The organism is Paenibacillus wynnii (assembly GCF_000757885.1).
In the GTDB taxonomy this organism is placed as follows: domain Bacteria; phylum Bacillota; class Bacilli; order Paenibacillales; family Paenibacillaceae; genus Paenibacillus_AQ; species Paenibacillus_AQ wynnii.
This window is the reverse complement of record NZ_JQCR01000003.1, coordinates 1,930,863-1,953,847: the sequence shown is the minus strand read 5'-3', so window position 1 is coordinate 1,953,847 and position 22,985 is coordinate 1,930,863. Positions and strand designations below refer to the sequence as shown.

Annotated in this window: 20 protein-coding genes and 1 riboswitch; of the genes, 18 read left to right on the top strand and 2 right to left on the bottom strand. The window is 44.4% G+C overall.

The genetic code is table 11. The features are described from left to right. The first annotated feature begins 44 nt into the window (after nucleotides 1-44). The 3 genes from PWYN_RS24495 to PWYN_RS24485 all read left to right on the top strand — a co-directional run bounded on the left by PWYN_RS24495 (nucleotide 45) and on the right by PWYN_RS24485 (nucleotide 3,742). Nucleotides 45-1,739, top strand: coding sequence for a type 2 periplasmic-binding domain-containing protein (locus tag PWYN_RS24495; protein WP_420805826.1), 1,695 nt, complete (start codon nucleotides 45-47; stop codon nucleotides 1,737-1,739). A 209-nt stretch (nucleotides 1,740-1,948) separates the two neighbouring features. Beyond that, nucleotides 1,949-2,839, top strand: a complete 891-nt coding sequence (locus PWYN_RS24490; protein ID WP_036657331.1) for an ABC transporter permease — start codon at nucleotides 1,949-1,951, stop codon at nucleotides 2,837-2,839. A gap of 24 nt (nucleotides 2,840-2,863) precedes the next feature. After that, nucleotides 2,864-3,742, top strand: coding sequence for a carbohydrate ABC transporter permease (locus PWYN_RS24485; protein ID WP_036657329.1), 879 nt, complete (start codon nucleotides 2,864-2,866; stop codon nucleotides 3,740-3,742). Between the two features lie 27 nt (nucleotides 3,743-3,769). Here the strand turns inward: PWYN_RS24485 and PWYN_RS24480 are convergent, their stop codons facing one another. Then, complete coding sequence (locus PWYN_RS24480) at nucleotides 3,770-4,294, bottom strand: glycosyl hydrolase 53 family protein (protein ID WP_240479828.1); 525 nt, start codon at nucleotides 4,292-4,294, stop codon at nucleotides 3,770-3,772. Nucleotides 4,295-4,475: 181 nt separating this feature from the next. Here PWYN_RS24480 and PWYN_RS24475 point away from each other — a divergent pair, with 181 nt between their 5' ends. The 5 genes from PWYN_RS24475 (at nucleotide 4,476) to PWYN_RS24455 (ending at nucleotide 10,102) form a co-directional block, all read left to right on the top strand. After that, nucleotides 4,476-5,138, top strand: a complete 663-nt coding sequence (locus PWYN_RS24475; protein ID WP_205622792.1) for a stage V sporulation protein AA — start codon at nucleotides 4,476-4,478, stop codon at nucleotides 5,136-5,138. Further along, nucleotides 5,135-5,560: a stage V sporulation protein AB gene (locus PWYN_RS24470; RefSeq protein ID WP_036657327.1), complete on the top strand. Its 426-nt coding sequence runs from the start codon at nucleotides 5,135-5,137 to the stop codon at nucleotides 5,558-5,560. The genes PWYN_RS24475 and PWYN_RS24470 overlap by 4 nt, the downstream gene beginning before the upstream one ends. A gap of 759 nt (nucleotides 5,561-6,319) precedes the next feature. After that, complete coding sequence (locus tag PWYN_RS24465) at nucleotides 6,320-8,029, top strand: spore germination protein (RefSeq protein ID WP_420805825.1); 1,710 nt, start codon at nucleotides 6,320-6,322, stop codon at nucleotides 8,027-8,029. Between the two features lie 114 nt (nucleotides 8,030-8,143). Continuing rightward, nucleotides 8,144-9,475 carry a diaminopimelate decarboxylase gene (gene lysA / locus PWYN_RS24460; protein ID WP_036657324.1) on the top strand — a complete coding sequence of 444 codons (1,332 nt, stop codon included), beginning with the start codon at nucleotides 8,144-8,146 and terminating at the stop codon, nucleotides 9,473-9,475. A 195-nt stretch (nucleotides 9,476-9,670) separates the two neighbouring features. After that, nucleotides 9,671-10,102 (top strand): peptidylprolyl isomerase, encoded by a 432-nt coding sequence (locus PWYN_RS24455; protein WP_036657322.1) that lies wholly within the window; start codon nucleotides 9,671-9,673, stop codon nucleotides 10,100-10,102. 412 nt (nucleotides 10,103-10,514) lie between these two features. On the opposite strand, the gene PWYN_RS24450 is transcribed toward PWYN_RS24455, so the two are convergent. Beyond that, nucleotides 10,515-11,273 (bottom strand): YwaF family protein, encoded by a 759-nt coding sequence (locus tag PWYN_RS24450; protein WP_036657320.1) that lies wholly within the window; start codon nucleotides 11,271-11,273, stop codon nucleotides 10,515-10,517. A 421-nt stretch (nucleotides 11,274-11,694) separates the two neighbouring features. Between PWYN_RS24450 and PWYN_RS24445 the strand changes: the two genes are divergently transcribed. The 10 genes from PWYN_RS24445 to ytfJ all read left to right on the top strand — a co-directional run bounded on the left by PWYN_RS24445 (nucleotide 11,695) and on the right by ytfJ (nucleotide 22,985). Then, complete coding sequence (locus tag PWYN_RS24445) at nucleotides 11,695-15,177, top strand: LPXTG cell wall anchor domain-containing protein (RefSeq protein ID WP_052088382.1); 3,483 nt, start codon at nucleotides 11,695-11,697, stop codon at nucleotides 15,175-15,177. Nucleotides 15,178-15,320: 143 nt separating this feature from the next. Further along, nucleotides 15,321-15,716: a large-conductance mechanosensitive channel protein MscL gene (gene mscL, locus PWYN_RS24440; RefSeq protein ID WP_036657316.1), complete on the top strand. Its 396-nt coding sequence runs from the start codon at nucleotides 15,321-15,323 to the stop codon at nucleotides 15,714-15,716. A gap of 125 nt (nucleotides 15,717-15,841) precedes the next feature. Beyond that, nucleotides 15,842-16,016, top strand: a riboswitch (FMN riboswitch). A 217-nt stretch (nucleotides 16,017-16,233) separates the two neighbouring features. Further along, complete coding sequence (gene ribD, locus PWYN_RS24435) at nucleotides 16,234-17,367, top strand: bifunctional diaminohydroxyphosphoribosylaminopyrimidine deaminase/5-amino-6-(5-phosphoribosylamino)uracil reductase RibD (protein ID WP_036659153.1); 1,134 nt, start codon at nucleotides 16,234-16,236, stop codon at nucleotides 17,365-17,367. A gap of 18 nt (nucleotides 17,368-17,385) precedes the next feature. Further along, nucleotides 17,386-18,051 carry a riboflavin synthase gene (locus PWYN_RS24430; RefSeq protein ID WP_036657314.1) on the top strand — a complete coding sequence of 222 codons (666 nt, stop codon included), beginning with the start codon at nucleotides 17,386-17,388 and terminating at the stop codon, nucleotides 18,049-18,051. Between the two features lie 48 nt (nucleotides 18,052-18,099). Continuing rightward, nucleotides 18,100-19,344: a bifunctional 3,4-dihydroxy-2-butanone-4-phosphate synthase/GTP cyclohydrolase II gene (locus tag PWYN_RS24425; protein ID WP_052088381.1), complete on the top strand. Its 1,245-nt coding sequence runs from the start codon at nucleotides 18,100-18,102 to the stop codon at nucleotides 19,342-19,344. A 45-nt stretch (nucleotides 19,345-19,389) separates the two neighbouring features. After that, on the top strand, nucleotides 19,390-19,857 hold the full coding sequence (gene ribH, locus PWYN_RS24420; protein ID WP_036657311.1) for a 6,7-dimethyl-8-ribityllumazine synthase: 468 nt from the start codon (nucleotides 19,390-19,392) through the stop codon (nucleotides 19,855-19,857). A 137-nt stretch (nucleotides 19,858-19,994) separates the two neighbouring features. Further along, complete coding sequence (locus tag PWYN_RS24415) at nucleotides 19,995-20,786, top strand: segregation and condensation protein A (RefSeq protein WP_036657309.1); 792 nt, start codon at nucleotides 19,995-19,997, stop codon at nucleotides 20,784-20,786. Next, nucleotides 20,755-21,360: an SMC-Scp complex subunit ScpB gene (scpB, locus tag PWYN_RS24410; RefSeq protein ID WP_036657307.1), complete on the top strand. Its 606-nt coding sequence runs from the start codon at nucleotides 20,755-20,757 to the stop codon at nucleotides 21,358-21,360. The genes PWYN_RS24415 and scpB overlap by 32 nt, the downstream gene beginning before the upstream one ends. A 235-nt stretch (nucleotides 21,361-21,595) precedes the next feature. Further along, entirely contained in the window at nucleotides 21,596-22,306 is a 711-nt protein-coding gene (locus tag PWYN_RS24405) for a DUF2953 domain-containing protein (protein WP_036657305.1), read from the top strand. Between the two features lie 97 nt (nucleotides 22,307-22,403). Beyond that, nucleotides 22,404-22,985, top strand: a complete 582-nt coding sequence (ytfJ, locus tag PWYN_RS24400; RefSeq protein ID WP_084146924.1) for a GerW family sporulation protein — start codon at nucleotides 22,404-22,406, stop codon at nucleotides 22,983-22,985.

Here is a 22,985-nt window from a genome sequence, read left to right as displayed (position 1 = left end):
ATAACCAATACTTAAGGAATCCAAGGGGGAACAAAATGAGCGCGATGAAAAGAAAAAAATGGCTGCCGCTCCTATGTGCGAGTGTGCTTCTGGCCAGCAGTCTTGCAGGCTGCTCCGGCAATAATGAGGCTAAAGGAAATAATGCGGCAGGAGATAAGGCTGGCAATTCTGCGAGTACTACTGAAAACGCGTACAAGGACAAATATGATCCTGAGGTAACGATTACTACCGTTTGGGGCGTAGACCCGGAATTGAAATTCAAGAATGGTGAATCTATTGAGAATAACGTTGCTACCAAATGGGCCAAGGAGAAATTCGGTATTAACATTAAATCTTTGTGGTCTATCACCGATACGAATGGTGCATTCGGAACCAAGCTACGCTTATCCATGTCCTCTGGTCAGGAAATGCCTGAGGTCGTTACGATCGGTACGGCTGATAGTACAATTGCGCAAGATTTGATCGATTCCGGGATGTATGCTGAAGTCGGTACTCTGTTTGATAAATATGCGTCCGATTCCTGGAAACAGGCGATGGCACAGGATCCTAATGTATGGAATCAATACAGCCGTGACGGCAAAAAAATGGGTATCCCGGTTCTCGACTATGCGTATAACCACGACTACATTCTGTGGATCCGTCAGGATTGGCTGGATAAGCTGAATATTCAGGCACCTAAAACTATCGACGAACTGGAAAAAGTTATGGATGCTTTCAAAAACCAAAACCCGGATGGACTGAAACCGGATAAGGTGATTCCACTTAGTATCGGCTTCAAGACAACCATGAGCACATGGATGGGCGATCCTTCCTGGATCTTTGGTGCTTATGGCACACTTCCGCAGCAATGGAACCTCGACAAAGACGGGAAATTGGAATATGGCTCTGTGAATCCAGGAATGAAGCAAGGTCTTGGTAAGCTGAAGGAATGGCTCGACAAAGGATATATTCCGCAGGAAGCTGCACTTTGGGATGAGAATAAAACAGCCGAACCGGCAGTTGCCGGAACAGCGGGTATTATCCCTGGACCTTACTGGATGAGCGGCTGGCCATTGATTGATACTGCGAAGAACGTACCGGGTGCTGTATGGGCTCCGATCGAAGTTCCAGCTGGACCCGACGGATCGGTTATGCGCCACGGTACACAGTTTACTAACGGTGTGACATTGATCAGCACTAAAATGAAGAATCCTGAAGCCTTCTTTACGTATCAGAACTATTTGTTCGATAACTTCGCTAACCCGCAACCGGGCAGCGAGTTGGATAACGGTCTCTTTGCAGGCTATGATTATGAATTGGATGCAAGCGGCAAGATGGTAGCGAATGATAAAATCGCAGGCGGTTATGTAAACAGTGTCCGTTATCTGTTGGTACGTGACGGTGCCCGGATTCCTGATGCTCAAATGCAATCATTGCTCAATCTCGCAGGCGGCACTGAACCTAAGACACGTCTGGAGAAGGATGTAGCGGTTAACTATGGTAAGGATACTCCGGTGGCGGCTAAAGTCCTCTTAATTCAAGAGGATAAATCGTTCAAGAATATGTTTACCGGTCCGACAACGGAAACCATGAAGTCCAAGATGGACTACCTGAACAAAATTGAGAGTCAGACGTTTAATGAAATTATCTATGGCAAATCATCTATTGATTCGTTTGATACTTTTGTAGCTACTTGGAAATCAGGCGGCGGTGACCAAATCTTGAAGGAAGTTAATGAATGGTATGACAGTGTCAAATAAGTTGTATTAAACTTTAAACAACTATATTCACCAGCATAAGGGTCGTCTTTGGGTAGAGTATTCTATCCGAAAGACGGCCCTTTTTGGTGAGTTGCAAAGACATTGCTTTTGTACCATTTATGTTGGCTTTGCTCTCTACTGGGCCATTTCTAACGTTGCTATAATTTAAATATGGATACAGAAGATTTGAACGATATGGGGGATCAAGGATGAGAACACTTAAAAAAACTTGGCCATTTCACGTTATGCTGCTGCCAGCGATGATATTTCTGATTATTTTCAGTTTTATACCGATGCTGGGCGTTGTGATGGCCTTCCAGGATTACAAGCCTTGGCTGGGGATTACGGGTTCACAATGGGTGGGATTGGACAACTTCCGTTACCTTTTTGAGCGCGATGACAGCATGCAGGTAATCTGGAACACATTGATTATTGCGATTTTAAAAATGGTGTTTAATCTGCTTGTTCCGTTTATCTTTGCCATTCTATTGAACGAGATTCGCAAGGTGGGCGTACAGCGCACGATACAAACGCTGGTGTATCTGCCCCACTTTTTGTCCTGGGTCATCCTTGGCGGAATCCTGCTGGATCTGCTTGCTACAGACGGCTTTGTGAACCAGATTCTTGGTTCTTTGGGTGTAAAGCCTATTTTCTTCCTAGGGGATAATAACTGGTTCCGGTTTACCGTTATTCTTACTGATGTATGGAAGGAATTCGGATACAACACGATTATTTTCCTAGCGGCGTTGGCGGGTATAAATCCTTCGCTGTATGAGGCAGCTGAGGTAGATGGAGCGACCCGCTGGAAGCAAACCCTCTTCATCACGATGCCTTCCTTAATTCCAATGGCTGTCGTTGTGGGAACCCTGGCACTCGGTAATGTACTGAATGCAGGCTTTGACCAGATCTTCAACTTATATAACCCTCTGGTTTATCAAAAGGGCGATATCATTGATACCTTCGTGTACCGGACAGCTATTCTGAACGGTGAGATGGGCTTCGGTACAGCTATCGGGTTATTCAAATCCGCAATTAGCATGGTACTTATACTCGTATCCTATCGGCTGGCTAAAAAGTGGGCAGGTTATCGCATATTCTAAAAAACCTACGAAAGAGGGAGAATTATGTATTACAAAACGAGAGGCTATCGCATATTTAACGTATTTAACACCTGCTTTTTAATCCTTCTGGCTCTCATGTGCATTGTACCGCTGGTTCATGTATTGGCAGTTTCCTTCAGTGCTAAATCCGCTGCAGACGCCAATCTGGTTGGCTTGTGGCCGAAACAATTCTCATTGGAAGCCTATAAAAAAACTATAGATAATCCGGTGTTCTTGCATTCCATCTGGGTATCGGTGAAAAGAACGGTAATCGGCACCGCGTTGACGCTTATCATTACTTTTCTGGCAGCCTATCCGTTATCGAAAGAGAACTCAGTATTCAAGGGACGGAATGTCTACTCTTGGTTGTTCGTTTTCAGTATGGTGTTTAACGGCGGACTGATTCCTTTTTATATCGTAATTCAAAAGGTCGGCTTGATGGACTCTTTCTGGGTGCTAGTGCTCCCAGGTGCGGTTAATACGTTTCTGGTCATCCTGATGCTGAACTTCTTCCGCGGAATTCCAAAGGAGTTGGAGGAAGCATCGCTGATTGACGGAGCGGGACACTTTCGGACATTGTTCAGTATTTTCCTGCCGATCTCGCTGCCTTCGATTGCTACCATTGCGCTGTTCAGTATGGTGTTTCATTGGAACTCATGGTTTGACGGACTGTTATACATGAACAATTCCAAGCAATTCCCACTGGCAACCTTCTTGCAGACGGTTATCATTCAACGGGATATGAGCTCGATGAGTGTCAATCCGAAGGAAATGGAGCTGATCTCTCAGACTACGGTCCGTGCGGCGCAAATCTTTATTGGAGCAGCCCCGATTTTAATGGTATATCCCTTCCTGCAAAAATACTTTGTTAAAGGGATGACACTGGGTTCTGTAAAGGAGTAGAAAAGCCGGCCTGGATTCACTACAATTCTAAGAAAAGCATACTCCTAAATAGGGGATGTCCAAACGCCATTTGTATGGCTTCTGGAACATCCCCTTGTTTGTATCCCCTTTAATCTGAACCCATTCAGGAGTAACACCGTTGCTTTTAAGAGTGTTCAACACATCGTAAGTATGATCATACACAGCCGTCTTCAGATCTGTGAAGCTTTTGCTGCTCCATGCGGCAGGCTTTTTCTGATTGGCCGGATCTGCCCAGACATCACTGTAATGAAAATCAACCATGATTCTAAAGCCCAGTTTTTGAGCACGGACTGCCTGTTTGACTACATCAGCTTTATTGGAAAAATTAATGGATGGATTGACCCAGACCCGCAGCCGGATGGAGTTCATTCCATGGTCTTTCAGAATTTGCAGGACATCCTGTTTCACTCCACTGTCATTATAAAAGGCCCACTTATAGTACTCCATCTCGGACAACCAGCCCACATCTGCACCTTTTGCGAAGGTAGAGGCAGCCTCCGCCGGCCTGGAGATATTAAAGTTGAAGTACACACGTCGCTATACCGGATACCTATAAAAAATCAATATTTTAGCATTTTTGGAAATACAATGTTTCTCTGATCTCCTTAGAACAATGAATTCGACTTCACAAGAGTAATAATAAGCCTTTCCTCCCATACTATCGTTAATCTTGCAGCTGAGAACTTCTTACACAACCTTAGGAGGACTGCGGATGATACGCCATTCTGCTCCCACTATATATATACAACTCAAAAACAGAGTGATCATACCCAAAGGTAAAGGCGTTATGCTCCGTGATGTGGCTTTTCTGATTACAGAGCCGGAGTGTAAGGAGCTGCTGTATTCCATTTTGTTGATTCAGCCTGAGCAGAACGATGGCAATCTTATTCTGATTGATATGCTGCGGGTCATTCCGCGCATTCATGAGCTTGTACCGAACGCCACGATTGAACCGTTTGGTGAAGGTAGGACCATTGTACAGATCACAGAAACGGCAGCGAAGCAAAAACCTTCAGTGGCACTATTTATACTGGTCTGGCTGCTTCTGTTCTTCGGTTCGGCATTGACGATTATGAATTTCCATGCGGATGTCAGCATGCAGGAGGTTCAGATTCGAATTGTTGAGATGTTAACCGGCCATCGTGATGAGCATCCCTATGTGTTTCAAGTCGCGTATTCATTGGGAATTGGTTTTGGTATGGTTATTTTTTTCAATCATTTGTTCAAGAAAAAGTGGAATGAGGAGCCTACTCCTCTGGAAGTGGAGATGTTCCTGTATCAGAAGAATATTGATCAATATGTGGTCCACCAGGAATACAGTAAACTGAATCATCTGGAGGATAACGAATCTGAGAATCAGGGAGGTTCAGGATGACTGCACCGATCTCTCTGGGATTAACTTTGTTGCTCGGCATTGCGGGAGGAGTCGCCGTTGGGAGCGGGGTTATCGCTCTATTTATTGTGCTTGATATGATTCCGCGGCTGGCTCAGCTAACCTCCTCTTACAATAAAGTACACTGGTACGAAGGGGCAATGGTAGGGGGGTCGCTTATAGGTACCCTGAGCGATTTCTGGAACTGGAGAATATCGGCAGGCCCTATAGTTGAACTTGGAGTAGGGTTATTAGATGGGATTTTTGTAGGTCTGCTGGCTGCAGCTCTAACTGAGGTCCTGAATGTGCTGCCGATTCTGGCTAAGCGCTTGAATATGACCCGTTATCTTGTTGGAATGCTGATGGCAATGGTATGTGGCAAGGTTGCCGGTTCTTTGTTTGATTGGGTTGTGTACCGACATTAAACGGGGGGTAATAGTGTGACCAAATATTTTCACAGCGGGGATTCCTTGAACGAGGAGGAGAAGCCGAATCATAATAGTAGAGCTGAAGATACCCAACAAATTAATGTGGAGGTAATAACAGTTCGAGGCAGCACGGCAAACCAGAATATTGTAAACTCGGTGGAGCAGGATAGGAGTCCTAAACAAGAGGTTGGGGGCCATGAAAATCAGGATCTCGAAGCTTCGGATGAACTAGGTAAAGCTGAACCCAAGGAGCAGAAGAACCAGCATAACCAGAAGAACCAGCATAACCAGGATATTAAAGTCTATGGCCAACTTGGGGTAGTCAAACAAGGAAAGTCGGATGCTGAAGCTTCCGATGAAATCGTGAAATCTGACCCTAAAGAGAAGGACAATAAATTCTACGGTGCATTAGGTGTAGTACAACGAAAAAAAGAAGGCTCTGAACCCGAGAGTGAATCTAAACAAGAACCAAAACAAGAACCAAAACAAGAACCGGAACCGGAACCAATAGCAGTTGCTTTAGCAGTCCCATTAGCAGTCCCATTAGCAGTCCCATTAGCAGTTCCATTATCTGAAAAGAATAAAGAATTGAATCCTTTAGAAAATTCAGGGGACCCCAATGACGAAGATCAGGCAGAAAGCCCTAAACCGGAGGATGAGGAAAAAAACAAACATCAGGATGCAGAGGCTTCAGATGAACTGGGCAATGAAGAGCAGGAGCCCCGTCACAAAGGATTCTTCGCGAGACTGTTTGGGTTGGATTCAGACTGGGATGAAGACAATGATGAAGAAGATGATGAGGATGATGATGAGTCTGATGAACCAGAACGGGAACGGGAACGGGAACGGGAACGGGAATCCCAGGGCCTATCATCTAAAAAGTTGAAAAAAACCAAGGAATCCAAAAAGGCTGTAGAACCTTTGCAAATGAAATACAATAATGAGCAATCTGATTCACTCAAGGAATCGATTATGTATTGGCAGGGAAATAACGAAATTCCAACTACTTTAGAGGGAACTAAAAAGATTTTAACCGAAGTAATGGGTCTTGGATCATCCTTTGATATCGCCTTCCGAGAAATGTCATTTGGAGGCCGGGAAGCGGCACTAGTTTGTGTTACCGGATTTACAAATGATGCTATTCTTGATCAGATTCTGAAGCGTTTGACTTATCTGACTCCTCAAGATATAAACACAGACGTACTTGCAAGCTTTATTGGTGAATACATTCCTCACTTACAGGTTGAAAAGGGCAAGCTATTAAGTGACAGTGTTAATAAAATACTTAAGGGTATGAGTGCTATTTTCGTTGAGGGAGAGTCTCAAGTTATCCTGATGGATGTCCGTTCGTATCCTATGCGAAGTCCCTCTGAACCGACCATTGAGCGGGTTGTCCGCGGTGCCCGTGATGGGTTTACGGAGACATTGCTAAGTAACGTATCATTGGTTAGAAGACGGATACGTGACCCAGGACTTAAGTATGAGCTCCATGCCGTCGGACGTCGGACGCGAACCGATGTCTGCGTAGCCTATATTGATGATATAGCAGATATAGTACAGGTAAAGGCCGTAATTGATAAAATAAAAACGGTGAATATCGATGGCATTCCTCTGGCCGATAAACAATTGGAGGAGGCAATCATGGGAGGCGGTTGGAATCCCTATCCTCTGGTTCGTTATTCTGAGCGGCCAGATATAGTGGCTTCCCATTTGCTGGAGGGGCGTGTTGTTCTTTTTGTGGATACCTCACCGAGTGTTATGGTTCTTCCGACAACGTTTTTTGATCTGTGCCAGCATGCTGAAGAGAACCGCCAAACCCCTTTTATAGGTTCCTATTTGCGGTGGGTCCGTTTCATTGGTATTTTCTCATCGATGTTCCTGCTGCCGCTGTGGATGCTTCTTGTGCTTCATCCTGAGCTCAAACCGGCTGCACTTGAGTTTATAGGCCCGCAAAAAATGGCCAGAATTCCATTGCTCGCTCAGTTTCTTTTCGTTGAATTCGGAGTTGATTTATTACGGATGGCAGCCGTACACACGCCTACTCCGCTGGGCTCTGCCATGGGTCTGATTGCCGCCGTATTAATTGGTGATATTGCTGTCCAGACCGGATTGTTCGTCAATGAAGTAGTATTGTATATGGCCGTAGCTGCCATTGGGATGTTCGCAACACCGAGCTATGAACTGGGACTGGCAAACCGTATAGTCAGGCTTGTACTGCTTCTCGCTGTCTCTGCTTTTCAGGTGCCAGGATTCGTAATCGGTTCTACACTGTTGGTTATCTTGCTAACCCTGAACCGTTCCTACAATTCATCGTATCTATGGCCGTTTATACCCTTTAATGCAAAGGGCATGGGTGCCATCTTACTACGAAAACCAGTGTTGAGTTCTAAATTAAGGCCGTCTTTCAATAAAACTACTGACAATACGAGGGTCCCGCAATCTAAATCAAACCGGAGACAATCGTAAGAAAATACAAATCAACTGCAAATTAATCCATTCAATGGCGTTCCCTCCCTCTGCTATACTGAATACATTAGACAGATGGAATTGGATATTCCACAGAAATTGGAGGACTGCACAATGTTTTTACACGGGACGAGCCGGATCAATGATGCTGGACATCTGGAAATCGGCGGATGTGATGTAACGGAATTGAAGGCGGATTATGGAACTCCGCTATATATTATGGACGAGCAACTGGTCCGGCACCGGTGCCGGGAATATGTAGATGCTTTTACAGCCTCCGGACTTGGCTTCCAGGTGGCTTATGCGAGCAAGGCATTTTCAGTAATGGCAATGTGCCGATTGGCTGATGAAGAGGGCCTATCCTTGGATGTCGTATCGGATGGTGAATTATATACGGCACTGCAGGCAGGTTTCCCCGTTGAGCGTATTCATTTTCACGGGAACAACAAGACACCTGATGAGATTGAAATGGCTATTGATGCAGGGATCGGCTGCTTTGTTGTAGATAATTTGGTTGAACTCAGCTTATTGCAAGCCATTGCGGCTCAAAAAGGAGCAACCGTAAACATCCTTCTGCGTGTAACACCTGGTGTTGAGGCCCATACACACGAATATATTTCCACCGGGCAGACGGATTCCAAATTCGGTTTCGACATCGGAAACGGCTCGGCCTATGAAGCAGTAAAACAGGCTGCAGCGCAGAGCAACCTGACGCTGTTGGGTGTACATTCGCATATTGGCTCCCAAATTTTTGAGACAGAAGGATTTCAGCTTGCTGTAGAACGCGTAGCAGGATTTGCCCGTAGCGTCAAAGAAGGATTGGCTGTCGACTTCCGCGTAGTCAATCTGGGTGGCGGCTTTGGCATTCGCTATATCGAAGGAGACACTCCTCTTCAAGTTTCAGAATATGTAGCTGCCATCACCGGTGCTGTTAAGACTTATTTTGCCGGGATTAGCAGTTCGCTTCCTGAAATATGGGTGGAGCCGGGCCGCAGTATCGTAGGGGATGCAGGTACTACTCTTTACACCGTAGGTACCCATAAGAACATTCCAGGCGTACGCAAATACGTAGCAGTAGATGGTGGAATGACGGATAACCCTCGTCCCGCACTGTATGAATCGAAATACGAAGCGATACTTGCTAACCGTGCCAACGATGCAGCTACTGAGAAAGTATCCATTGCCGGCAAATGCTGTGAGAGTGGCGACATGCTCATTTGGGATCTAGACCTTCCCGAGGCTGAAAGCGGTGATTTACTAGCAGTTGCTTGCACAGGAGCTTATAACTATTCCATGGCGAGTAATTATAACCGTATTCGCCGCCCGGCGGTAGTGTTCGTTCAGAACGGTCGGAGTGATCTTGTAGTACGCCGGGAGAGTCACAGTGATATCATTGCTAATGATATTGTTCCTGAGCGTATTGCGAAGCAGGCAATTCTCAAGTAATCTCAGTTCAAATAGAGTGTATAGACCAAACGAACTACAGAAAGACTGCTTACCCATGGGGTGGCGGTCTTTCTTTCATTGGAGTTTAAGGATTTGTACAATATTTTTAATGTCTTTTTTTGCTTAGCGACGAAATTCATAGTAAACTAATAAAAGTGTCTAACATTTGTTAATTTCGAAAGGGGTCATTTACATATGGCTAAGCAAGCGAAGGTTACATTGGAAAATGGCGGCGTAGTGCTGCTGGATTTGTTCGAACAAGATGCTCCTAATACCGTAGCCAACTTTGAGAAGCTGGCAAACTCCGGTTTCTACAACGGTTTGGTATTCCACCGCGTAATTCCGGGCTTTGTTGCTCAAGGCGGTTGTCCTACTGGAACAGGTTCCGGTGGACCTGGTTATACGATTAACTGCGAGATCAACCCGAACAAACATGAGCGTGGATCCATTGCAATGGCACACGCAGGCAAGAACACAGGCGGAAGCCAGTTCTATATCGCCTATGCTCCACAACCGCATCTGGACGGAGTACACACAGTATTCGGTAAAGTTGTTAGCGGTATGGACCAAGTGGACACATTCAAAGGCCGCGACAAAATGACTTCTGTAGAAGTTTTTGAAGCCTAAGAATACTCCAAAGCCTTAAAAGCTAAAAAACGAGTCAGTCTCCGGGTTATTGGGGACTGGCTCGTTTTCGCTCAGTCATCCGTTGAATTGCAACCGCATATCCTTACTCACGCGGTTAAGAGTGCGGAAATCTGGATGCTGTTGACTGGTTAGACACGGTTTCTGCTGAAAGTAGCGGAGAGGACGGAACGATTGCGTAAAAGTGGTAGCGGTCGCCTTTGTGTCCGGATTTTCACTGCTAAAGGGAATAAATAAAATCTGGACACAACAGCGATTGGAGCAACGGTCTGTTCGCGGAGCGTCCGCTGACAACAACAACAACAACAACAACAACAACTTAAGTCTTCCTCAAAAGAGAGGGCCGTCCCAGTAGCCATTTACATGGTTTTTGGGACGGCCCTTTTTTTATAAATCAATAATGAAATTTCTGGCCTTTGTGATGCCTAGTTCTGAACCGATTCGGCAACCAAAAGAACAGTACATACATCATTAGAAATACCGCGAAAGCAAACAGTTCTTCAATCAGCAGGTAATAAGGGTAAGGGCCGAAATAATCAAGAAAAGAGTAAGTGTCGGGTTTATGTGACAGGAACATATAATTGGCTCCAAGAAGCTGATCGGCACCCCATACAGCTACAGCACCGGCATTAAGACAGACCATTGTGTACCCGAGTGATTTCCAAGTAGGTCTAAAGCCTTCCACCCAGGTCATATATAAAGACGCTAGTATGATGGCTCCATGGACTACAAAGAACAAGAGAAAACGGAAATGCGGAAAAGGATAGACCAGATTTGGCGTAACTAATGCAATGAACGCTCCGCCGATTCCGGCGAAATAGAGGAAGGAGTAGAGCCATCGGCTTCGTGTTATTAACATGACTACCGAGAGCATTAATGTGATTCCACACAGCTCCAAAGGCAGCGAATGGGTGGGTTTCCAGAGGTCCTGTGATAAATACCATAACTGGAGTCCGGCTTCACAGAAAATAAGTATCATCACTAGCAGCAGCCGAATTCCGTTTCGAAGTTCCCGTGTTGAACGGATTGTAAACCTTGAGAAGAACAGGAAGAGGGCAATTGTAGTTAGAAGTAAAAGTGCTATCCAATGAGACATTGAAAACATTATAAAATCATCGTTATGCTGGGGGTCAAAAAATGTCGAAAAGTTCACAGGGGACAGTCCTCCTTGTATGTATGCAATTCAAGCAAAGACATTCGGGAATATTGTCTGGAATCAAGGATTTAGCCCGATTATTTATTTACTAAAATATGATTCTAAAGGGCTAGTTAAAGGTGATATAAGTATATACGCTTTAAATTCATTGATCAATGTCATATGATTTTGCGAATGTTCATAAAATAAACAAATTATAACAAGTGACTACATATTTTTGCTGCCAATACGACTGCGTTCAAAAGCATATCAACCTCCTGAAAATTTAGGGGATTAATGTGTCGTGCAGGTAGAGCAAATATTGTGATTACATAACTAGCAAACCGACTGTTTATTTTATGAACGAAGCTGTAATCGCCAATTTCTGATGGTACGGTAGAAACACGGGGTTTGAAAATATAAAAAAGGGGTTGGGTCAATGTTTAAGAGGAGACTAAGCATACTGGTCATTATCGTAATGTTCATCGCACAATATACTTATGGCATGGGGGTTCCGTCTCAAGTAAAGGCAGAAGGAACCGGGGAGACAACCAGTGTCACTTCAGCAGTGTATGAAATTTCGCCTAACATCATTACAAGTGTTTCTCTTTCAGTGTATGGTCCTGACGGTCAGATCGATCCCGGTCCCGTATATGGGCAGGGCTCCAGTGTAACGTTGGATTATACTTGGGCATTGCCCAACGGACATGGTTATCATTCGGGTGATTATTTTACCTTTCAACTCCCGGCACAGTTTAAACTTTTTAATGATATTCAGGGATCACTTGAATCCGATGAAGGTACTGTAGGAACCTTTATAGTCAATCAGAGTACCCACAAAGTGATTATGACTTTTAATAGCTATATACAAGATCACGATAATGTTCATGGCACACTTAGGATCAATACTAAGTTTGATGAGCAGGTCATTAAGGAAAACGTTGAGCAGCAGATTCTATTCCCAATTACTGATGGGGTACAAACCTTTACATTAATTTTCAAACCGACAGGTGCGACGATCGATAAAAAGGGACTTCCTCAGGGGTTTAATGCTAAAAAAATCACTTGGACCGTCGATGTGAACAAGAGACTGGATACGGTTGAATCTGCTACGGTAACCGATCCTATCCCGACGGGTTTATCCTTGGTAGACGTTGCCGACGTTTCGGTGTACCGGTTAAATTTAGCTCTAAACGGCACTGGAACAAAAGGAGAACTCGTTCCACCTACCGATTATACGGCTGAAGTAACGAACGGAATTCTTAAGGTTTCCTTTAACTCAACTCTTACATCTGCTTATCGGATTGAGTACACCAGTTCTATAACGGATGAAACCAAAAAAAGTTTTGTTAATAAAGCCACTTTCAGCGGGAAGAATCTTGCGCCGGTGGACTCTACTGCAACTGTAACGGTGGCACGTGGTGAGAATTTAAATAAATATGTTACTGGTTACGACTGGGGTAAACAGATCATTTCCTGGGCAATCGACTATAACTATAGTGAGAGGGAAATTGCACAAGGGAATGCTATTTTAACGGATCTGTTCACGAATACTCAGGACTTGGTGGAAGGATCTCTTAAAGTTTATCCGGTAACCTTTAACTCTGCAGGAAATGCCACTAAAGGAACCGTGCTGACAGAAAATATAGACTATTCATTGGGAATCGCAGAAGGTGTAGATAAAACCGGCTTTAAGCTGATCTTTAAATCAGATATCTCTTCAGCTTATCACGTAGAATATCAAACCAAATCAGCAGTTCGCATTTTGAACAATACTACGATCACTAATTCGGTCTCTAATAGTACGTATAGTGATGATGCAACCCAAATCATTCGCCCAACCGTCATTTTCAAGAATTTGAACGGAGTCAATTATAATACCAAAACAGCAGACTGGAAGATAACGATTAATGGCGATAACTATCCTATGGGGAATGTAGAAGTAACGGATACTTTTCCTGAAGGAGGCCTTAAGTTTATTCCAGGTACTCTTGTAGTACGGGATGGATTGGGGAATTTGGTGAACGCCTCAGAATACGATTTGAGTTACATCAATCCGGTTCAACCTAACAATAGTTTCAAAATTAGCTTTCATTCCTTAATTACAGGAAGTTACACGATTAGTTATTCCGTTGAATTCAATAATGAATGGATTACAACGAAGACAGAGCAATTCCACAACAAAGCTCTAATTAACTGGGTGGATGATTCTTCAGTAACGCACTCTGCAACGGCCATGGGTCTATTTGATCCAAGAAATGAAGTGAAGAATAACGGTTTTAAATTCGGCTCGTACAATGCATCGACTAAGGAAGTCACTTGGACGGTAGGAGTAAACTATAATGGTAGAACTCTTGATGATGCCAGAGTTTCGGATCTGTTGAAGGCTCCGCAGACCCTGCTTCAGAATTCTGTAAAGGTCTATAAAATGAATATTGCGGTTAATGGTACCCCTACCCAAGGGGCGGAAGTTAATTCAACCGACTACACTGTTGAGGCAACTCCAGTAGGCAATGACACATTGTTAAATGTGAAATTGGATTCCATTGACTCAGCATACTATGTTGTCTTTAAAACAAGTCTTGAAGGTAAGCTGACTAGCTCTAAGGTGGAAAATAAAGCTAACCTATATGAGGGTCAAAGCTTAATGTCTAAGGATTTATTAGCTACAGTAAACATCCCGTACGGCGGTGAGGTTGTAGACAAAAACGGCCTTCAGGTCGGTGACAAGATTAACTGGACGCTGCCTATTAACAGAGGACAGTCGTATATTAAAAATGCAGTAATTACGGATACACCTAGTTCTAATCAAAAACTCATTCTGGATTCCTTCCATTTGTATCCAACTACAGTAGGCTCTAACGGGATCCCCGTTAAGTCCGCACCCGAACTGGTGAGAGGAACAGATAAAGATTATACCTTGGACTTTTTCACGGATGCTTCAGGTAAACAAACTTTTGTTCTAAAGTTTAATAAGGACATCAAAACTCCGTATCTGTTGCTGTACCAATCTTTAATTGCTGCTAACCATGGTGAAAGAGTAACTAATACCGCTAAATTAACAGGAGATAATGTTACAGTGGTCAGCAGAGAAATCACAAAAATAATGATTGTCGGGGTTTCCAGCGGTTCTGGAACAGGAAGCGGAGAAAGAAGTACATTGACGGTCAAGAAGGTTGATTCTGATAATAGTAATGTGATACTTAGCGGGGCGATATTTAACCTATACCGTATCTCTAACGCAGAACGCATTCTTATTGACACTCAAACTACGCAACCGAATGGTACCGCCGTATTTAGCAGTATCTTGTCAGGGAATTATATTTTAAAAGAAATAACAGCCCCTGATGGTTATGCACTTGATTCGCAAGAACGGGCTGTGACTCTTAATCCTGGAGCCAATGTTGTGTTGACGGTTACGAATAAGAAGCTGGTAGTTGTTCCGACACCTACGCCAACGACAGATACAGCTTCACCGACACCTACGCCAACGACAGATACAGCATCACCGACACCTACGCCAACGACAGATACAGCATCACCGACACCAACACCAACGACAGATACAGCTTCACCGACACCTACGACTTCCACCATTCCTGGTGAAATTGTAATTGTTGAATCGGCGGTGCCTGCGGGACCGGGTGTTGTTCCAACTACATCACCTACGGCTCAGCCTACATCATCACCTATAGTTCAGGAGGTGCCTGATGATAATGTTCCTATCGGTGGCATCGATATTGACGAAGACGATGTTCCGAAGGGAACGGTACCGGATCCAAGCAATACAAATCCTGATGTACAGAAGCTGCCTAAAACGGGCGAGGAGAGTTCAATGCCATTGTATTTGATGGGTATGGGCTTGATCCTTGCAGGTTATGTTCTGAACAGAGTCTTTAAAAGAGGAAAAAGTTCACAATAATACTCACAAGCGATAGAATTTATATTCTATCAGAGAGACACCTGGAGATAACTCCGGGTGTCTTTTAATATTTTTTTCTATCAGGGCTAAAACAACCGGATGCTGAATGATATAATATAAAAAAATCGGTGAGGAGATTTAACATGTGGAAGGAATTTAAGGCTTTTGCGCTCAAGGGTAATGTTCTGGACCTGGCGATTGCAGTAATTATCGGGGCTGCTTTCGGGAAGATAGTTACCTCTCTGGTTAATGACATCATTATGCCAATCTTCGGTATTTTATTTGGCAACATTAACTTGAAGGATATTAAGTATACCCGGGGCGAAGTAGTTTTAAGTTATGGTGTGTTTTTACAAACGGTGGTTGACTTTTTCATCATTGCATTCTGCATATTCATGGTAATCAAGCTGGCCAGCAGATTCAAGCGTAAAGAAGTAGAAGTGGTAAAAGTAGTCGAAGCTGCACCTGCACCTGAGGTTGCACTTCTTACTGAAATTCGTGACTTGCTGCATGCAAATCAAACGAGCGGGTCCAAGTGAGAATTGTTGGCGAGAGGGATTTCGACATTCCAGTTACCTTAATTAAGTAAGTGTAATATTTACACTTGCATTTTAAGAGTGTAAATGTTAATTTAATTTTATTAGTTCTTAAATTGAATATAGGTTTGATCCTTCAGGGCAGGGTGTAATTCCCTACCGGCGGTGATGATACTGCTTATAGACTACGAGTATAGTCTGCAGTACTTAGTCCGCTACCCGGCTGTTGTTATTTATAACGCAGACGGTGGACCCGGTGAAATTCCGGGACCGACAGTATAGTCTGGATGGAAGAAGGAGAGAATGACGCTTGTTTTTTTCTGACAAGTGATTGCAGTTTTTTTTATTGGTATGTGCGTTATTTCACAATACCGTCCTGGACGGCTATTCACGCACAACTTTATTTAATCTGCCACCACCTCTCATGCATCCATCTTTTGCTCTCCCCCTGGAGACTTAAGGTGGTTTTTTTATATGCTTTGTCTCACTAAAGATGGACAACTGCGGAACGGAGGTAGTTATGGACACGATGAATGACGAGTTTTATATGTCCCTGGCTCTTGATATGGCTGAACGTGCGCAAGGACAAACAGGTATAAACCCTGTTGTTGGCTGTGTAATTGTCAAGAATGGAGCTATGATTGGGCTTGGAACCCATCTTCAGAGGGGAAGCGGCCATGCTGAAGTTCATGCACTTAACATGGCGGCAGGACAGGCAGCTGGAAGCACGGCTTATGTAACTTTGGAACCTTGCAGTCACTACGGTAAGACACCTCCCTGCAGTGAACGGCTGATTGCCGAAGGGGTAATTAGAGTCGTTATTGCTTGCGAAGATCCTAATCCGCAGGTTGCTGGTAGAGGCGTGAGAATGCTGCGTGATCATGGCATTGAAGTGGAGGTTGGGCTGCTGCGTGAGCGTGCTCTGCGTCTGAATGAGAAATTTATAAAGTACATTTTGACCAAGCAGCCCTTTGTTACGCTCAAGAGTGCCAGTACCCTTGACGGCAAGCTAGCTACAAAAATGGGAGACAGCAAGTGGATATCCAACGGAGCAGCAAGGGAGATTGTACATACGTTGAGACACCGTCATCAGGGAATTATGGTCGGTGTCAATACGGTAATTGCCGACAATCCCTCACTGACTACTAGAATGGATGTACCGGGAATTCATCCTGTTAGGATCATTATTGATTCCTCCCTGAGGATTCCTCTGGATGCGGCAGTGATAACTGACGGCCTTGCACCCACTATAATAGTAACAACAGAGTCAGCCAATACAGTAAGTAAGGATGCCTTGGTCGCCGCAGGTGTTCAAGTGTTGATCTGTGGTGAAGGCCCACGCGTTAACTTGAAGGAAGCAATGGTGAAGCTGGGAGAGCTGGAGATCGGCTCGATTCTCCTTGAAGGCGGAGGCACCTTGAACGGTTCGATGTTAGAAAGCGGCCTGGTGGATCGTGTAATACTCTTCTTTGCTCCCAAGATTTCAGGAGGAGGGGCCGAAGCGCCAGGAACCTTTATATTCCCGGGTGTGGAGTTGATGAAAGATGCTATTACTTTGCAGGGAGTTGAAGTGGAAACCCTCGGGGATAATGTATGTATCAGTGGTACTCCCGTGCCTAGGGGGAATTTGGCTCAAGGGGTAACTACTCCTTAGAACTATAGGAGGTGTGAAATGTTCACAGGATTGATAGAAGAAGTTGGCGTCCTTCGCGGAGTTTCCACCGGAGGCGAGGTTATGGTTCTCAAAATTGCGGCTTCCGTCATCATGGGTGACCTGAAGATCGGTGATAGTGTATCGGTTAACGGTGTGTGTCTTACGGCTACAACCTTGGGGGATCATTATTTTACCGTTGATGTGATGCCTCAAACCTACCGTAATACGAACCTAAAGGAACTGCGAACCGGTAGCAAAATGAATTTAGAACGAGCTATGGCCTCCGGTGGGCGATTTGGGGGACATATTGTACAAGGGCATGCAGACGGTACAGGTGTCATTAAAAGTGTGAGACGTGATCAGAATGCTGTTGTGTTTGAAGTAAGTCCTGATCATAAGTCCCTTTTTAAATATATTATTCCTAAAGGATCCATTACGATTGATGGAATTAGTCTGACTGTTGTGAATACCTCAGCTTCTTCCTTTTCAGTATCGATCATCCCACATACGCTGGGGGAAACCGTTCTTGAGCATAAGCGTGGGGGAGATAGTGTTAATATCGAGTGTGATGTACTTGGAAAATATGTGGATCATCTGCTCCATTATCGTTCGACTGAGCCTAACGAAGAAGAGAAGGTATCCGGGATCAGCCGTGATTTTCTTGCGGCCAATGGATTTGTGTGATGTAGATGGGTTAGCAATAGCTGATATTACCTTTAGGAGGACAGAATGATGAGTGAGACCACAAAAGAAGAAAGTGTGCTGGATCCGATTGAAGAAGCAATCTATGATTTAATGCGGGGTAAAGTAATTATTGTCGTAGATGATGAGGACCGTGAGAATGAAGGAGATTTTATCGCTTTATCTGAAAAGGCGACACCTGAAGTGATTAACTTTATGATTACCGAGGGTCGTGGATTGGTCTGTCTCCCAATTACGGCGGAACGTGCCGAAGAGCTTGATTTGCAGCCTATGGTAAGTCAGAATACGGATAACCATGGTACAGCCTTTACCGTATCCATTGACCATAAAGATACGACCACTGGAATTTCTGCGGGTGAAAGATCATTAACCATTAAAGCGATTATGGATCCGAATGCCAAAGCTTCTGATTTTCGCAGACCTGGTCATATGTTCCCGCTAATTGCCAAAAAGGGAGGCGTTCTGCGCCGATCCGGTCATACGGAAGCCGCTGTTGATTTGGCTCGTATGTGTGGTGCTTATCCATCGAGTGTGATTTGTGAGATCATAAAGGAAGACGGAACGATGGCCCGTCTGCCGGATCTAGTAGAGATAGCTCGTAAGCATGACCTTAAGCTGATTAGTATCAAGGACCTGATCCACTACCGCAATGAGAAGGAAAAGCTCGTGCATCGGGAAGTTTCTGTACGTATTCCTACTGATTTTGGTGTTTTTCAGACGATTGCATACACCAATGAGGTAGATGATAAAGAGCATGTTGCCTTGGTAAAAGGGGATATCTCCGGTGATGATCCGGTTCTCGTACGGGTTCACTCTGAATGTCTGACAGGTGATGTATTCCACTCCCACCGCTGTGATTGCGGACCTCAATTCGAAGCTGCCCTGCGTCAGATTGATGAAGCTGGAAAAGGTATCCTGCTCTATATGCGCCAGGAAGGCAGAGGTATTGGTCTGATTAATAAACTTCGCGCTTATAAACTGCAGGAAGAAGGATTGGATACTGTAGATGCCAACCTTCAGCTTGGATTCCCGGCAGATTTGCGTGATTACGGAATCGGAGCCCAAATTCTTAAGGATCTTGGAGTACGCCAAATCAAGCTGATGACCAACAACCCGCGCAAGATTAAGGGCTTGGAAGGTTATGGATTAGAAGTTGTTGAACGTGTTCCGATTCAAATGCCTGAGAATGAAGACAACAGCAAGTACCTTCATACGAAGCAAGCCAAGCTAGGGCATTTACTTACTTTTGACAAGATTGAGCAGAATGAAGCCTAATTTATTAAAACTATAAAATTAATCCTGAAAGGTTGATGAATTATTATGCCGAATTATTTTGAAGGACATTTAGTATCCGAGGGACTTAGATATGGGGTTGTTGTAGGTCGTTTTAATGAGTTCATTACAAGTAAATTGCTGTCCGGTGCTTTAGATGCATTCAAACGCCATGGCGCTAAGGATGAAGAAGTGGATGTAGCTTGGGTTCCAGGCGTATTTGAGATCCCTCTGATTGCTCAAAAAATGGCTGAAAGCGGCAAGTATGATGCTGTTATAACACTCGGTACCGTTATTCGCGGATCCACTACGCATTATGATTATGTGTGCAACGAAGTAGCTAAGGGTGTAGCTGCCATTAACCTTAAAACCGGTGTTCCGACGATTTTCGGTGTGGTTACTACCGAGAATATTGAACAAGCTATTGAGCGCTCCGGGACCAAAGCGGGTAACAAAGGCTGGGACGCTGCTAATGCTGCGATCGAAATGGCTAACCTGAACAAAATGTTCAAGTAAGACTGCTATTGACGAATGTCCATAAATCGTGCTTATTTATATGTATAAGAAGAAAGCATGGATTATAAGATCCTTTCTACTTGTGTAGCGTCCTTTGCGGCGCTGCACTTTACTTTTTTTTGGCAGGAGGTTGACTCGTGACTGTATTGTACAAGCTGGAGACGTTTGAGGGTCCGCTGGATTTGCTTTTGCATTTAATCGATAAGGCGGAAATTGACATCCAGGACATTCCGGTCAGTGAGATCACCGAACAGTACATGGAATATTTGCGGGGTATGCAAGAGCTTGAACTGGATATTACAAGTGAGTTTCTGGTTATGGCTGCTACATTGCTTTCAATTAAGAGCAAGATCCTGCTTCCCAAGCCGCCGGTGATCGAGTTTGACGATTTCGAATATTACGAAGATGACGGCTTCGATCCACGTGCGGAATTGGTGCAGAGGCTGATTGAGTATCGTAAAATTAAAAGTATTGCTATCCAGCTATTGGATATGGAAAGTGAGCGGAGTCTGATTTTTACGAAAGAGCCTGAGGATCTGGCACCTTTTGTTCCGACCCAAATTGATAATACCCTTAAAGGTTTGCATACAGCTGATTTAATAGCCGCTTTCCGAAAAGCACTAAGTAAGGCCGCTAAACGAACCTCTTATCAACGGATAACCAGAGATGAGATCTCTGTTAAAGACCGGATTCGTGATGTTTCTGATGCCTTGCGGCGAAGTGGGAAAGGCGGTAAGATGCGCTTTTCGGCGCTTCTTCATGATGAAATGGCCCGACATGAGATTGTCGTGACTTTTCTAGCGATACTTGAACTTATGAAAATGAAAGCAATATGGTGCTATCAGGAGAAACTGTTTGACGATATCGTCATGGAGTGGAGAGGAGGAGAACACTTCAATGGATTACAAGAGTCTGAAGTCGATTATTGAAGGATTATTGTTTTTGTCGGGAGACGAAGGTCTTTCCGTCCGGCAAATCGCAGAAATTACAGAGCAGCGTAACGATCTGGTGTCTCGTGCGCTGGAAGAATTGAAAGAGGAATACGTAAACCAGAAGAGGGGACTTCAGGTCGTACAAATCGCTGGGAATTATCGTCTGGCCACTTTGCCGGATCATGCCCCCTACTTCGAGCGGCTTGCCTATTCCCCTTCCAGAGCTTCCTTGTCACAAGCTGCACTGGAGACTTTGGCTATTGTCGCCTATCGTCAGCCGATCACACGGGTGGAGATCGAGGAGATCCGCGGGGTCAAGTCTGAGCGAGCTATCCATACGTTGAACAATAAAGATCTGATTCATGAGGTTGGACGTGCAGAGGCTGTAGGGCGTCCTATTTTGTACGGTACGACCAAAACCTTTCTGGAGAGCTTTGGGCTTGCCACGCTTAATGAATTACCGGAACCGTCAAGCGCAGATCATTCTGACAGCCTGGAAGAAGAGACTCAACTTTTATTCAGTAAGCTGGACAGTCAGCAATTGACGATTGATGAAATTGAGCAAACCTAGGGCGACATAATCAGTAAGTTATAGACATTTCGCCATACAGGTATTATTTTAAAAGGCAGTTCAGGATAATTTTCCTGAACTGCCTTTTTTTATGACAAATGGGCATACTAGTTCTAAGTCTAATAAGCCTATTTAATAATTTAGATGTTTTTTACCCAATTTAAGGAATGATTTGCGGAAGATCTTGCCATACTAATCCAAAGGTTCCCAATACTGGTTACTTGGAGGTTAACACGTGACGTTATGGCTCGCAATACCCCTCGCATTGCTACTTGTGGCTATCGTTCTGCTGTTGTCTTCTTCTATTGTTTTTCATTTTCGGCTGCGAAAGCGTGGCAAGGATGACCGTGTGGAAATAGACATTTCTTTGCTATATGGATTAGTTAAGCTTCACTACGAGCTGCCCTACATTATATTTGAGGGTATAAAACGCGGAGTAAGTGTCAAGCTAGAACAGAGCGGAGTAATGCCTGCCGTGGAGAAGCAGATCGAAGAAGAGGGACGGATTGATAAGGAAGTCGTGGATAAATGGGTTGATAAGTTTAAAAAGGCATTAAGAGCGACTAAGGGACTAAAGAAATGGTTCAAGGATACGATGTCCCATGTGAAAATTACTCAGTTTGACTGGTCTACTGATTTCTCTTTAGGAGACGCTGCAGTCACGGCAACAACGGCTGGTGCAATATGGGGATTGAAGTGGAGTATGATCGGCTGGGGCTCTCAGTGGGTTCAATTAAAAAAACGTCCTCGAACGTTTGTTGTACCCGTTTTTGGGGAAGATAAGATGACCTTCTCCACAGAGTTAACTTGCGCTGGAAGACTTTCGTTGGCCTATGGAATGTATGCCGGTATTTTGCTCCTTGTCCGTGCCTACAGAGCCGAAAGAGGATTCCGTCAATGGAAAGAGTTAATTCTCGAAAAAAATAAGGATCAAACAGAATTATAAAACTTGAGGGCTCGTCCTTACATACTAAGATGCGTTTGTGGGGATGATATACGCTGTGGAAGAAGAGTATTCATTAAAGCTAAAGGAGGATAACAATATGAATGAACATCCCATTCAAGGTCTGATGCAGACCGCGATGGAAAACATCAAAGGTATGGTCGACGTGAACACTATCGTTGGCGATCCTGTTGAAACTCCGGACGGAAGCATCATCCTGCCAATCAGTAAGGTGGCATTTGGTTTCGCTGCCGGAGGTAGTGATTTTCGTATTGAAGAAGATGAAAAGACCAGTGGTACTGCTGCAGGAAGTACTACAGGAGCAGCTAGTGCTAAAATGCTTCCATTTGGTGGCGGTAGCGGTGGCGGGGTTTCCATTCGTCCAATTGCTTTTCTTGTAGTGGGTAAAGATGGCGTGCATATTGTACCGCTTGACAATCAAACCCATATATTCGAAAAAATTATTGATGCAACCCCAGGTTTGATCGATAAGATTCAATCCATGTTCCCAGGCTCTGGTCAAGGAGCGATGTCACAACAAATGCCACAATCACAAATGCCACAATCACAGATGCCACCAACGCCACCTAGTTCAACGCCGCCGACACAACCACTCAATCAAACCGTGGTTAAAGGTGAAACGATAACCATTAATGAAGCGCCTGATAATAAGAAACACTAG

Bases quoted from the DNA above. Each gene is read 5' to 3' on its own strand.
- PWYN_RS24495 (WP_420805826.1), top strand. From the start codon at position 45: ATGAAAAGAAAAAAATGGCTGCCGCTCCTATGTGCGAGTGTGCTTCTG.
- PWYN_RS24490 (WP_036657331.1), top strand. From the start codon at position 1,949: ATGAGAACACTTAAAAAAACTTGGCCATTTCACGTTATGCTGCTGCCA.
- PWYN_RS24485 (WP_036657329.1), top strand. From the start codon at position 2,864: ATGTATTACAAAACGAGAGGCTATCGCATATTTAACGTATTTAACACC.
- PWYN_RS24475 (WP_205622792.1), top strand. From the start codon at position 4,476: ATGATACGCCATTCTGCTCCCACTATATATATACAACTCAAAAACAGA.
- PWYN_RS24470 (WP_036657327.1), top strand. From the start codon at position 5,135: ATGACTGCACCGATCTCTCTGGGATTAACTTTGTTGCTCGGCATTGCG.
- lysA (WP_036657324.1), top strand. From the start codon at position 8,144: ATGTTTTTACACGGGACGAGCCGGATCAATGATGCTGGACATCTGGAA.
- PWYN_RS24455 (WP_036657322.1), top strand. From the start codon at position 9,671: ATGGCTAAGCAAGCGAAGGTTACATTGGAAAATGGCGGCGTAGTGCTG.
- PWYN_RS24445 (WP_052088382.1), top strand. From the start codon at position 11,695: ATGTTTAAGAGGAGACTAAGCATACTGGTCATTATCGTAATGTTCATC.
- mscL (WP_036657316.1), top strand. From the start codon at position 15,321: ATGTGGAAGGAATTTAAGGCTTTTGCGCTCAAGGGTAATGTTCTGGAC.
- ribD (WP_036659153.1), top strand. From the start codon at position 16,234: ATGGACACGATGAATGACGAGTTTTATATGTCCCTGGCTCTTGATATG.
- PWYN_RS24430 (WP_036657314.1), top strand. From the start codon at position 17,386: ATGTTCACAGGATTGATAGAAGAAGTTGGCGTCCTTCGCGGAGTTTCC.
- PWYN_RS24425 (WP_052088381.1), top strand. From the start codon at position 18,100: ATGAGTGAGACCACAAAAGAAGAAAGTGTGCTGGATCCGATTGAAGAA.
- ribH (WP_036657311.1), top strand. From the start codon at position 19,390: ATGCCGAATTATTTTGAAGGACATTTAGTATCCGAGGGACTTAGATAT.
- scpB (WP_036657307.1), top strand. From the start codon at position 20,755: ATGGATTACAAGAGTCTGAAGTCGATTATTGAAGGATTATTGTTTTTG.
- ytfJ (WP_084146924.1), top strand. From the start codon at position 22,404: ATGAATGAACATCCCATTCAAGGTCTGATGCAGACCGCGATGGAAAAC.